This is a genomic window from Luteimonas soli (genome assembly GCF_042648865.1).
In the GTDB taxonomy this organism is placed as follows: domain Bacteria; phylum Pseudomonadota; class Gammaproteobacteria; order Xanthomonadales; family Xanthomonadaceae; genus Luteimonas; species Luteimonas soli.
The window spans coordinates 444,669-456,233 of record NZ_JBHRYA010000001.1 but is presented as its reverse complement, the minus strand read 5'-3'; the positions used below and the strand labels follow the sequence as shown (position 1 = coordinate 456,233).

The 11,565-nt window shown below is 69.5% G+C and carries 7 protein-coding genes and 1 pseudogene; 2 read left to right on the top strand and 6 right to left on the bottom strand.

Annotated features, from left to right (window positions below):
* Positions 1–58: 58 nt before the first annotated feature.
* The 5 genes from aspS to ACFONC_RS02040 form a co-directional block, all read right to left on the bottom strand.
* Entirely contained in the window at positions 59–1,834 is a 1,776-nt protein-coding gene (gene aspS / locus ACFONC_RS02060) for an aspartate--tRNA ligase (RefSeq protein ID WP_386741923.1), read from the bottom strand.
* Between the two features lie 80 nt (positions 1,835–1,914).
* Complete coding sequence (locus ACFONC_RS02055) at positions 1,915–2,259, bottom strand: FmdB family zinc ribbon protein (RefSeq protein WP_386741921.1); 345 nt, start codon at positions 2,257–2,259, stop codon at positions 1,915–1,917.
* Positions 2,260–2,389: 130 nt separating this feature from the next.
* On the bottom strand, positions 2,390–3,016 hold the full coding sequence (locus ACFONC_RS02050; RefSeq protein WP_386741919.1) for a hypothetical protein: 627 nt from the start codon (positions 3,014–3,016) through the stop codon (positions 2,390–2,392).
* Between the two features lie 49 nt (positions 3,017–3,065).
* Positions 3,066–4,325, bottom strand: a complete 1,260-nt coding sequence (locus tag ACFONC_RS02045) for a cation:proton antiporter (protein ID WP_386741917.1) — start codon at positions 4,323–4,325, stop codon at positions 3,066–3,068.
* 97 nt (positions 4,326–4,422) lie between these two features.
* Positions 4,423–6,351: an ABC-F family ATP-binding cassette domain-containing protein gene (locus tag ACFONC_RS02040; protein ID WP_386741915.1), complete on the bottom strand. Its 1,929-nt coding sequence runs from the start codon at positions 6,349–6,351 to the stop codon at positions 4,423–4,425.
* 275 nt (positions 6,352–6,626) lie between these two features.
* Here ACFONC_RS02040 and ACFONC_RS02035 point away from each other — a divergent pair, with 275 nt between their 5' ends.
* Positions 6,627–9,050 (top strand): TonB-dependent receptor plug domain-containing protein, encoded by a 2,424-nt coding sequence (locus ACFONC_RS02035; RefSeq protein ID WP_386741913.1) that lies wholly within the window; start codon positions 6,627–6,629, stop codon positions 9,048–9,050.
* A gap of 305 nt (positions 9,051–9,355) precedes the next feature.
* Entirely contained in the window at positions 9,356–11,068 is a 1,713-nt protein-coding gene (gene ybaL / locus ACFONC_RS02030) for a YbaL family putative K(+) efflux transporter (RefSeq protein WP_386741911.1), read from the top strand.
* A 189-nt stretch (positions 11,069–11,257) separates the two neighbouring features.
* Here the strand turns inward: ybaL and ACFONC_RS02025 are convergent.
* Positions 11,258–11,565 (bottom strand): annotated as a pseudogene (locus ACFONC_RS02025) (type VI secretion system ATPase TssH); the annotation flags it as partial.

Sequence of the window (11,565 nt, the reverse complement as noted above, 5' to 3'; positions counted from 1 at the left end):
CAGGGAGCAAAGCTCGCGGCTGAAGCCGCTCCCACAAGAGCAACAACCGGCGGCCCTCTCAGCCGGCCGGCTTCGGCCTCACCGCCACGTGCACCTCGGCCAGCTGCTTGTCGGGGATCGGCGACGGCGCGCCGGTCATCAGGCACTGCGCGGTGGTGGTCTTGGGGAAGGCGATCACGTCGCGGATCGATTCGGTGCCGGCCATCAGCGCGGCGATGCGGTCGATGCCGAACGCGATGCCACCGTGCGGCGGGGCGCCGTAGCGCAGCGCGTCGAGCAGGAAGCCGAACTTGGCCTCCGCCTCTTCCGCGCCGATGCCCAGCAGTTCGAACACCGCGCTCTGCATCGACGAGCGGTGGATGCGGATCGAGCCGCCGCCGATCTCGTTGCCGTTGAGCACCATGTCGTAGCCGCGGCTGACGGCGGTCTTCGCGTTCGCGCGCAGGTCGGCCTCGTCGTCGACGGCCGGCGCGGTGAACGGGTGGTGCAGCGCGACGTAGCGGCTTTCCTCCTCGTCCCACTCGAACATCGGGAAATCGGTCACCCACAGCGGCTTCCAGCCCTCGCTGACGAGGCCCAGGTCCTTGCCGAGCTTCAGCCGCACCGCGCCCATGAAGTCGCTGGCGACCTTGTACGTCGCCGCGCCGAACAGCAGCAGGTCGCCCGACTGCGCGCCGGTGGCCTGGGCGATCGCGGCCAGCGTCGCGTCGTCGAGGAACTTGGCGATCGGCGAATTGATGCCCTCGCGCCCCTTGCCGGCGTCCTCGACCTTCATCCACGCCAGCCCCCTGGCGCCGTACTTCGCCGCGTGCGCGGCCACTTCATCGATCTGCTTGCGCGACAGCGAGGCCGCGCCCGGCGCGCGCAGCGCGACCACGCGGCCATCATCGGCGTTGGCCCAGTCGGTGAAGACCTTGAATTCGCAGCCCTTGACCAGCTCCGCGATGTCGACCAGCTCCATGTCGAAGCGCAGGTCCGGCTTGTCCGAGCCGTAGCGGCGCATCGCCTCGGCGTAGGTCATGCGCGGGAACTCGCCCAGTTCCACGTCCATCACCTCGCGGAACACCTCGCGGATCATGTCTTCCGTGGTGTCCTGCACGGTCTTCTCGTCGACCCAGGCGAACTCCATGTCCAGCTGGGTGAACTCGAGCTGGCGGTCGGCGCGCAGCGCTTCGTCGCGGAAGCAGCGCGCGATCTGGTAGTAACGATCGAAGCCGGCCACCATCAGGATCTGCTTGAACAGCTGCGGCGACTGCGGCAGCGCGTAGAACTCGCCCGGATGCATGCGCGCCGGCACCAGGAAGTCGCGCGCGCCCTCGGGCGTGGCCTTGGTCAGGATCGGGGTTTCGATGTCCTGGAAGCCGCGTGCGTCGAGCCAGCGCCGCAGCGCGCCGACCAGCCTGGTGCGGGTGCGCATCATGCGCTGCATCTTCGGCGTGCGCAGGTCGAGGTAGCGGTACTTGAGGCGGATGTCGTCGCCCGGGTTCTCGTGGGCGTGGAACGGCAGTGGCTCGGCCTTGTTGAGCACTTCGATCGCGGTCGCGACCACTTCCACCTGGCCGGTGGGGATCTTCGCGTTGGGCGACTGGCGGCGGCGCACGGTGCCGGTCACGCGCAGGCAATCCTCGTAGCCCACCTTCGCCGCGGTGGCGACCACCGCCGCGTTGCCCTCGGCGTCGCCGGGCTCGGCGACCACCTGCACGATGCCCTCGTGGTCGCGCAGGTCGATGAAGCACAGGCCGCCGAGGTCGCGGGCGACGTCGGCCCAGCCGCACAGGGTGACGGTCTGGCCGATCAGGGCCTCGTCGACGAGGCCGCAGAAATGGGTACGCATGGGGGCTCCGGGGAGAAATCGTCCGGTCGACGCCGGAAAGCCCGGTATTTTAGCCCGGGATGCCCCGGCCGCAGTCGCGCTCAGGAAGCCGGCGTGGGCTTGGCAGGCGCGGCCTTCGCGGTTTCGGCCGGCTTGGCGGCCGGCTTCGCGTCCGGGGCGGTCTTCGCATCGGCCTTGGCGGCCTCGGGCCTGGCCGCAGCGCTTTCCGTGCCCTCGACCAGGTTGCGCTTCTTGTCGCCGTCCTTCTTGAAGTCGGTCTCGTACCAGCCGCTGCCGGCCAGGCGGAACGACGGCGCAGTCAGCTGCCGGCGCACCTGGCCCCCGGCGCCGCAGGACGGGCACGCGTCGGGATCGGGGTCGGACAGCTTCTGCAGGCGGTCGAAGTCGTGGCCGCAGGCGGCGCAGCGATAGGCGTAGATCGGCATGGCGAGTGGCGATGGTTGCTGGATGCCGCCAGTCTGGGGCCGCGGCCGGGGATTACAAGCGCCAGGGAAGACCTGGGCGACTTGGGCTTCTGCTCGTCATTCCCGCGAACGCAGGGATGGCGGCAATGCTTCAGGGGCTTCCAGGGCGCATGGCTCCCCACGGCGGAGGCGGCAGGTCGACCGGACGCGAGAGATCGAACTCGACCTGGAACAGGCGCCCGCCCGGCCGCGACAGCTCGTAGAGGAAGCGTTCGCCCGGCTCGACTTCCATCGCCCAGGTGTTGGTCACCGACGCCTCGGAGCCTTCGCGCTCGAACAGCGCGATCGATTCGGCATCGACCGGGAACTCCTGGCGCACCGCGCTGCCGGGTGCGGCGGTATCGCCGCCGTACATGGTCAGCACGTCCTCGCTGCCGTCGGCGTGGCGATGGTCGTGCTTCAGGCGCAGGCCGTCGACGGTGCGGGTGATCACCCAGGTGCGCGAATGGTCGTCGCCAACGTGGAACGGCACCCGCAGTTCGCGCGCCGGTGCATCGCAGCCGCGCACGTGCATGACCAGCGCCTTGCCGGCGAAGGCGTCGGGGCCGGGCGCCGCCGGCTCGTCGACGACGATGCGCCCGGCGAACGCCTGCCCGCAGTGGCTGGCGAGCGCGGCCATGAAGGCGTCGGCGGGCGCCTCGCCAGCCGGCGGCGCGGACGTGGCGCAGGCGGACAGCGCCAGCGCAGCAAGGGACAGCAGGGGCAGGCGGATGTCCATGCGGCCAAGCTAGCCGACCGGGCCGGCGCCGGCAATCGCCGTCACCTTCTCAGGCGCCCCGCGAAGCCCCGCCGTCGGCGACGACGGGCTGCTCGACTTCGTCCGCTGCGGCAGCTGCGGTCGCGGCCTGCTTCTCGGCAGCCTTCTTGTCCTCGGGATGCACGTAGCCATCGACGATCGGATCGACGTCGAACGGCATCCGCAGCACCAGCGACGGCAGCAGCGTGTTGAGCGTGGTGTACAGGATCAGTGCGCCCGACAGCGCGCCGGAAATCCCGAAACGGCTGTGCAGGATTTCCGCCAGCACCAGGGTGAACACCAGCGTCGGCGCCAGCGCCACCGACACGCGCAGGGTGCTGCGCTTGTGCTCGCCGCGGAACAGCACGCGCCGCTGCAGCCAGACCGTGCCGATCCGCAGCGGCAGCACCGCCGCGGTGATCACCAGCCCCAGTCCCAGCGCCTCCCAGCTCAGCGCATCGCGCGAAACCAGGGTCCCGGCGTGGAAGAAATAGAACGGCACGAAGAACGTCGCGAACAGGCGCAGCGCGTGGATGTTGTCGTTCGACGCCAGCCGCGGCATGCGGATGCGCAGCAGGCGCGCGATCAGGCCGGCGACGAAGGCGCCGACGAGGTAGTAGACGCCGAGCTTGTAGGTGATGAACGCGGCCAGGAAACCCACCATCACCAGCAGCGAAAACTCCGAGCCCGGCGCATGCGGCACGATCCAGCGCCCGAAGGCGATGAACAGCATCGGCAGTCCGACCAGCATGCCCAGCATCACCAGCGTCGACACGCCCAGCTGCATCGGGTCGCCGGCCTGCATGATCACGAACAGCGCCGCCAGCGCCAGCAGTTCGCCGGCGATCGCCTTGCTGGTCACCCAGAATCGCTCCTCCTCGTCCAGGCCCAGGCGCTCGAGCGTGTCGAGGATGAAGCCGGTCGAGGGTGTCAGCAACGCCAACGCCAGCAGCGCGGACGCCTGCCAGCCCAGGTCAAGAAAGTGCCAGGCCAGCCAGGCAGCACCGGTCAGGGTGACCATCCGGATCGCCAGGTGGGTCAGCAGCGGCCACAGCCCGCGCCGCAGCTCGCGCAGGTCGACTTCGAGCCCGGCGAACAGGAACAGCGAGGAGATGCCCAGTGTCGACAGCAGCGTCACCACCGGATCGTGCGTCTTCACGCCCCAGGCCAGCATCGCACCGATGCCGAACACCAGGCAGGTGATCGGCGCGGGGATCTTGAAGCGCTGCAGCGCCCGCGGAATGACGAGCAGGCCGAAGATCAGCAGCAGGTAGATCAGTTCCTGGTTCATGCGCATTCCATGTGCGGGCGCCGGCCGGCACCGCCGCGGGTGGTCAGCCGGGGATTATCGCCGCGTGCCGTGTGTGCACCGGGTAAGCGGCGCGCCATCAGGCCGCGTCGTAGAGTGCCAGCAGTTCGGCTTCGGCCGCATCCATCTGCTCCCGCAGCGCGGCCTGCCGGGTGCCGAGTTCGGCGATGCGCTTGCCGCCATCGGCGTAGGCGCCGGGGTCGGCCAGGCTCGACTCGACCTCGGCAAGCTCCGCCGCCAGCGCCTCGACCCGCGACTCGGCCTGGGCCAGCTTGTGCGGATTGACCTTCGCCAGCTTCGCGACTTTCGCTGCGGGCGCGGGCGCTGCTGCGGGCGCCGCGGCCGGGCGGTCGGTGGCGGGGCGCGAACGCAGCCACGCCGCGTATTCGTCGAGGTCGCCGTCGAACGGCTTCACCACGCCGTCGGCGACGCGCCAGTAGGTGTCGCTGACCAGGCCGATGAGGTGGCGATCATGCGAGACCAGCACGATCGCGCCGGCGAAATCGCTCAGCGCCTCGGCCAGCGCCTCGCGCATCTCGAGGTCGAGGTGGTTGGTCGGTTCGTCGAGCAGCAGCACGTTCGGCTGCTGCCAGGCGATCAATGCCAGCGCCAGGCGCGCGCGTTCGCCGCCGCTGAAGCCGTCGATGCTTTCGAACGCGCGGTCGCCGGGGAAGCTCCACTTGCCGAGGAAGTTGCGGAAATCCTGGGTGGAGGCATTCGGCGACAGCTCGCGCAGGTGGTCGATCGGCGAGGTGCCGGCGACCAGCGATTCGACGGTGTGCTGGGCGAAGTAGCCGATGCGCAGGTCCGGGTGCGCGTAGCGCTCGCCGGACAGCAGCGGCAGCTCGCCGACGAGCGTCTTGACCAGGGTCGACTTGCCGGCGCCGTTGGGGCCGAGCAGGCCGATGCGATCGCCGGCCTCGAGGCCGAAGCCGACATCTGCAAGGATCTTGACCCCATCCCCACCCTGCCCTCCCCTTGAAGGGGAGGGTTCCAACGCGGGCTGCCCTTCCCTTGTTGAAGCGGAGGATTGAACGGCGGCGTACCCGCAGTCGGCATGGTTCAGGCGCATCAATGCATGCGGCAATTTCAGCGGCGCCGGGAAATCGATGCGCACCTCGCGCTCGGCGCGCACCGCTTCGGTGTCGGCCATCTTCGCCAGCCGCTTGACCCGCGACTGCGCCTGCTTGGCCTTCGCCGCGCTGGCGCTGAAGCGGTCGATGAAGCTCTGCAGGTGCGCGCGCTCGGCCTGCACCTTCTCGTGGGTGATCTGCTGCAGCCGCAGTTGCTCGGAGCGCTGGCGTTCGAACGAGGTGTAATCGCCGGTGTACAGCTTCGCCTTGCCGCCATGCAGGTGCAGCGTGTGCGTGGTGACGTTATCGAGGAACTCGCGGTCGTGCGAGATCAGCAGGAGCGTGCCGGGATACTTCAGCAGCCATTGTTCGAGCCACAGCACCGCGTCGAGGTCGAGATGGTTGGTCGGCTCGTCGAGCAGCAGCATGTCGGACGGCGTCATCAGCGCGCGCGCCAGGTTCAGGCGCACACGCCAGCCGCCGGAAAACGTCGCCACCGCGTTCTGGTGCGTGTCGGCCGGGAAGCCCAGCCCGTGCAGCAGCTTGCCGGCGCGCGCCGCGGCGTCGTAGCCGCCGACTTCCTCGAGCCGGTGGTGGGCTTCGGCAACGGCTTCCCAGTCCTCGTTGGCGAATGCGTTGGCCTCGGCCTGCAGCGCCGCGTGCACCACGGCGTCGCCGCCGAGCACGAAGTCGATCGCGGGGTCGGGCAGCGACGGCATTTCCTGGGCGATGCTGGCCACGCGCACGCGCGTTGGCAGGTCGAGGTCGCCGCGGTCGGCCTCGACCTCGCCGCGCACCGCGGCGAACAGGCTCGACTTGCCGGTGCCGTTGCGGCCGACCACGCCCACGCGCCAGCCGGCATGCAAGGTGAGGTCGACGTCGGACAACAGCAGGCGCTCGCCGCGCCGCAGGGCGAAATTCTTGAAGGCGATCATGGGGCGCGCATTCTACAAGGCGCCGCGTGGTGCCACGCGCGCCGCGCGCCCTTCGCCCGTGTAGGAGCGGCCTCGGCCGCGAGTTCTTCCCTACCGGCGAGCCGCGGCGCCACGCCCCGGCAAAAAGCTCGCGGCTGAAGCCGCTCCCACAACAGCAAAAACACGGGGACCGCATTGTTGCACCAGTAGAACTATCTCTTCATGCGGATGTAGAGATTGCCAGCCCAACGCGCCCGTGCTAAACGGATGGCTCCCCCCAAGCAAGGACGTCCCCCATGTCCCGTCGCCACGCCCTGCACCCGCTTTCCATCGCCCTGCTCGCCGCCCTGGCCAGCGGCACCGCCCTCGCCCAGGACGCCGCGCCGCCCCGGGCCGACGCCAACACGCTCGACACCGTCATCGTCACCGGCACCCGGGTCAGCGACCGCACCGTGGCCGAGTCGCAGTCGCCGATCGACATCATCACCCCGGAGGCGCTGACCGCCACCGGCACCACCGAACTGGCCACCGCCCTTGCGCGCGCGCTGCCGTCGCTGAACTTCCCGCGCCCGGCCGTCACCGACGGCACCAGCGCGATCCGCCCGGCGCAGCTGCGCGGCCTGTCGCCCGACCAGGTGCTGGTGCTGGTCAACGGCAAGCGCCGCCACGTGTCGGCGCTGCTCAACGTCAACGGCAGCATCGGCCGCGGGTCTTCGGCGGTGGACTTGAATGCGATCCCGGTCGCGGCGATCGCGCGCGTCGAGGTGCTGCGCGACGGCGCTTCGGCGCAGTACGGCTCCGACGCGATCGCCGGCGTGGTCAACATCGTGCTCAAGGGCAGCGAGACCGGCGGCAGCCTGGCCGTGGACGCGGGCCAGTATTCGGCCGGCGACGGCGCCCAGTACCAGCTCTCCGGCAACACCGGCCTGCGCTTCGGCGACGACCGCGGCTTCGTGCACCTGGCCGGGCAGGTCGGCCAGCAGGACGAAACCAACCGCGCCGGCCCGTTCCAGCCGTTCACCCCCACCAGCCTGCCGAACGAGGGCAACAATCCGGGCCTGGGCGAAGTGGGCTACATCTACGGCGACCCGCAGGTGGATGCGGCCGCAGTGTCGGCCAACGCCGGCTTCGATTTCAGCGACAGCATCAGCGCCTACGCCACCGCGATCGCCAGCAACCGCGACATCACCTCCTTCGCCTTCCACCGCTCGCGCAACCACAGCGGCCAGGGCGCGCTGCTGGCGCAGTTCTATCCCGACGGCTATGTGCCGGAGATCGCGATGCTGTCGCAGGACCGCTCGCTGGTCGCCGGCCTCAAGGGCGGCAACGACGCCGGCTGGAGCTGGGACGTGAGCTACAACTACGGCTACAACCACATCGGCTTCGAGACGCAGAACACGATCAACTACAGCCTCGGCACCGCCAGCCCGACGAGCTTCTACGACGGCGCGCTCGAGTACACCCAGAACGTGGTCAACGCCGACGTCACCAAGACCCTGGACTGGGGCCTGGCCTACCCGGCCACGCTGTCGTTCGGTGCCGAATACCGGCGCGAGAAGTGGAACCAGTCGCCCGGCGAGCCGGCGTCGTACCAGAACGGTGGCGCACAGGGCTTCCAGGGCTTCACGCCGACCAACTCCGGCCACTTCGACCGCGACAGCTACGCCGTCTATGCCGGCCTGGAGGCCGACTTCACGGACAAGTTCTCCGCCGGCATCGCCGGGCGCTACGAGGACTACAGCGACTTCGGCAGCGAGACCTCGGGCAAGCTCTCGGCGCGCTACGCGTTCAGCGATGCGGTGGCGCTGCGTGGCACCGTGGCCAGCGGCTTTCGCGCGCCGTCGCTGTCGCAGCAGCACTACCAGGTGGTGACCTCGAACTACAACGGCGCGCTGGACCGCTTCTTCGACTCGGGCACCTTCCCCGCTACCAGCCCGGCCGCGCGCGCGCTGGGCGCCGAGCCGCTGCAGGCCGAGACGTCGCTGTCCTACAGCCTGGGCCTGGTGCTGCAGCCGGTGGACCGGCTGTACGTGACCATCGACGCCTACCAGATCAAGATCGACGACCGCATCGTGCTCTCGTCCAACCTGCTGGTGGGCGAGAACCCCGCCGCGCAACAGCTGCTCGAGGACCTGGGCATCAACGGCGTCACCGCGCTGCGCTACTTCAACAACGCCATCGACACGCGCACCCAGGGCATCGACGTGGTGGGCAGCTACGACGTCGCCCTCGACAGCGGCTCGCTCACCTTCACCGCCGGCTACAACTACAACAAGACCGAGATCACCCGCATTGCGCCCAACCCCGAGGTGCTCAACGACCTGGGCGCCACGTTCTGGCGCGTGGGCCGCGACGAGCAGGGCCGGATCGAGGAAGGCTTCCCGCGCGACAAGGTCACCCTGGGTGCGAACTGGAACCTCGCGCGCTGGGCGTTCAACCTGGGCGCAACCCGCTACGGCGAGTTCACCACCCGCGTGAGCGAAAGCGGCAACCCGGCCCTCGACCAGACCTACGGCGCGACGTGGACGGTCGATGCCTCGGCCAGCTTCAAGCCCAGCGACCAGTGGACGCTGACCCTGGGCGCGGACAACCTGCTGGACGAGTACCCGGACCGCACCATCGCCGCGAACGCCAACCACAACCAGTTCCCGTACAGCAGCCAGTCGCCGACCGGCTTCAACGGTGCGTACGTGTACGGGCGGATCGCCTACACCTGGTGACCACTGTGGCCGACGCCGCGCCCTGGCAGGCGCGGCGCCGGCCGCGAGCTTGCCCCCTCCGTTCAAGCCACTGCCCCCCAGATCAGAAGCGTTTCGGGGGCAGGCTCTGCGCGGGGATGACGATCAAAGGCAGGGCAGTTGTGGGAGCGGCTTGAGCCGCGAGCTTTTTGTATCCGCTTGTATCCGTCACGACCGACGGGAAAGCTCGCGGCTTCCGCCGCTCCTGCAAGGTTTCCCGCCCTGCGCGCGTTGCATCGATCGTGCCGGCCGGTCACTATCGTTTTCCGTCCCCCGCCGGATCCTCGATGCCGCATCACACCTCGCTGATCGCCATCCTGTGCGTGGGCTTCGTGCTGGCCTTCGTGCTGGGCATGGTCGCGCAGCGGCTGCGGCTGTCGCCGCTGGTGGGCTACCTGGTCGCCGGCATCATCGCCGGGCCGTTCACGCCGGGCTTCGTCGGCGACCAGTCGCTGGCGCCGCAGCTGGCCGAGATCGGCGTGATCCTGCTGATGTTCGGCGTCGGCCTGCACTTCTCGCTCAAGGACCTGATGGCGGTGAAGGCGATCGCCATCCCCGGCGCGATCGTGCAGATCACCGTCGCCACCCTGCTGGGCTGGGGGCTGTCGGCGCTGCTGGGCTGGCCGACGCTGCACGGCGTCATCTTCGGCTTCTCGCTGGCCACCGCCAGCACCGTGGTGCTGCTGCGCGCGATGGAGGAGCGGCGCCTGCTGGAGACCCGGCGCGGGCGCATCGCGGTGGGCTGGCTGATCGTCGAGGACCTGGCCTGCGTGCTGGCGCTGGTGCTGATGCCGGTCGTCGCCAGCGTGCTCGGCACCAACGGCGAGCAGGCGATCACCTTCGGCGACGTCGTGGTCAAGATCCTGACCACGCTGATCCAGGTGGGGCTGTTCGTCGCGGTGATGCTGGTGGTCGGGCGACGGGTGATCCCGTGGCTGCTCGAACACACCGCCGGCACCGGCTCGCGCGAGCTGTTCACGCTGGCGGTGCTGTCGATCGCGCTGGGCATCGCGGTGGGCTCGGCCGAGCTGTTCGGGGTTTCGTTCGCGCTGGGCGCGTTCTTCGCCGGCATGCTGCTCAACGAGTCCGAACTCAGCCACAAGGCGGCGCAGGACTCGCTGCCGATGCGCGACGCATTCGCGGTGCTGTTCTTCGTCTCCGTGGGCATGCTGTTCGACCCGCACATCCTGGTCGAGCAGCCGCTGCTGGTGCTGGCCACCGCGTTCATCATCGTGTTCGGCAAGTCGGCGGCCGCCTACCTGATCGTGCGTGCGTTCGGGCATCCGCGCAGCACCGCGCTGACGATCTCGGCGAGCCTGGCGCAGATCGGCGAGTTCGCCTTCATCATCGCCGGACTCGGCGTGACCCTGGAGCTCATGCCCTCGGAGGCACAGGACCTGGTCCTGGCCGGCGCGCTGATCTCGATCATGCTCAACCCGCTGATCTTCCGCCTGCTCGACCGCTGGCAGGCCCGGCAGGACGAGGGCGAACGGGCGCAGCAGGCGCGCGACGCGGATGCGGTCCTGGCCGCGGACGCGGCGACGCACCACGTGCCCGACGAAGTCACCGACCACGCGATCGTCGTCGGCTACGGCCGCGTGGGCAACCAGCTCGCCGCGCTGCTCAAGGCGCGCGGCGTACCGGTGGTGGTGGTCGAGGGCGATGCCGACCGGGTGGCGAGCGCGCGCGAGGCGGACTTCCCCACCGTGCGCGGCAACATCGCCTCCGAGCAAGTGATGCTCGAGGCCAGGCCCGAGCGCGCGAAGATGGCGGTGTTCGCGATCCCGCACGCACTGGAAGCCGGGGAAGCGATCGCCCGTCTCAAGGCGCTCAACCCCGGGCTGACCGTGCTGGCGCGCGCACACAGCGATACCGAGGTCAGGCACCTGCTCGAGCACGGCGCCGACGGCGCGGTGCTGGCCGAGCGCGAACTGGCCTATTCGCTGGCGGAAATGGTGATGGCCACGCCGCCGTACCGGCCTGCGCGGACGGTGGGGTGAGTTGAGGGGACTGGTTGCTGCGCAGGATCAAGAGCAAAACCCCCGTCCGGCGCTGCGCGCCGGCCTGCCCCCCTTTTTCAAAGGGGGCATTGTGCGACCCGGCCTTTGCCGCTGCTTCATAGCCCCCTTCGAAAAAGGGGGCGGCGGAGCGCGAAGCGCGCAGCGGGGGATTTGCTGTTGCTGTTGCCGCTACCCCTTGACGAACACCAGCTGCCCGCCCTCGGCATCCACCTTCACCGTGTCGCCATTGACGAACTCGCCACCGAGGATCTTCTGTGCCAGCGGGTTCTCCAGCTGCTGCTGGATCGCGCGCTTGAGCGGGCGCGCGCCGTAGACCGGGTCGAAGCCGACGTTGCCCAGCAGCTCGAACGCCTTGTCCGACACCTCGATGCGGATGCCGCGTTCGGCCAGGCGCCTCTCCAGCCCGCGCATCTGGATCCGCGCGATCTCCTTGATCTGCGCCTTGTCCAGCGGGTGGAACACGACGATGTCGTCGA

Excerpts from the sequence above, each read along its gene's own strand:
- ACFONC_RS02050 (WP_386741919.1), bottom strand. The coding sequence starts at position 3,016 with ATGGACATCCGCCTGCCCCTGCTGTCCCTTGCTGCGCTGGCGCTGTCC.
- ybaL (WP_386741911.1), top strand. The coding sequence starts at position 9,356 with ATGCCGCATCACACCTCGCTGATCGCCATCCTGTGCGTGGGCTTCGTG.
- ACFONC_RS02040 (WP_386741915.1), bottom strand. The coding sequence starts at position 6,351 with ATGATCGCCTTCAAGAATTTCGCCCTGCGGCGCGGCGAGCGCCTGCTG.
- aspS (WP_386741923.1), bottom strand. The coding sequence starts at position 1,834 with ATGCGTACCCATTTCTGCGGCCTCGTCGACGAGGCCCTGATCGGCCAG.
- ACFONC_RS02045 (WP_386741917.1), bottom strand. The coding sequence starts at position 4,325 with ATGAACCAGGAACTGATCTACCTGCTGCTGATCTTCGGCCTGCTCGTC.
- ACFONC_RS02035 (WP_386741913.1), top strand. The coding sequence starts at position 6,627 with ATGTCCCGTCGCCACGCCCTGCACCCGCTTTCCATCGCCCTGCTCGCC.
- ACFONC_RS02055 (WP_386741921.1), bottom strand. The coding sequence starts at position 2,259 with ATGCCGATCTACGCCTATCGCTGCGCCGCCTGCGGCCACGACTTCGAC.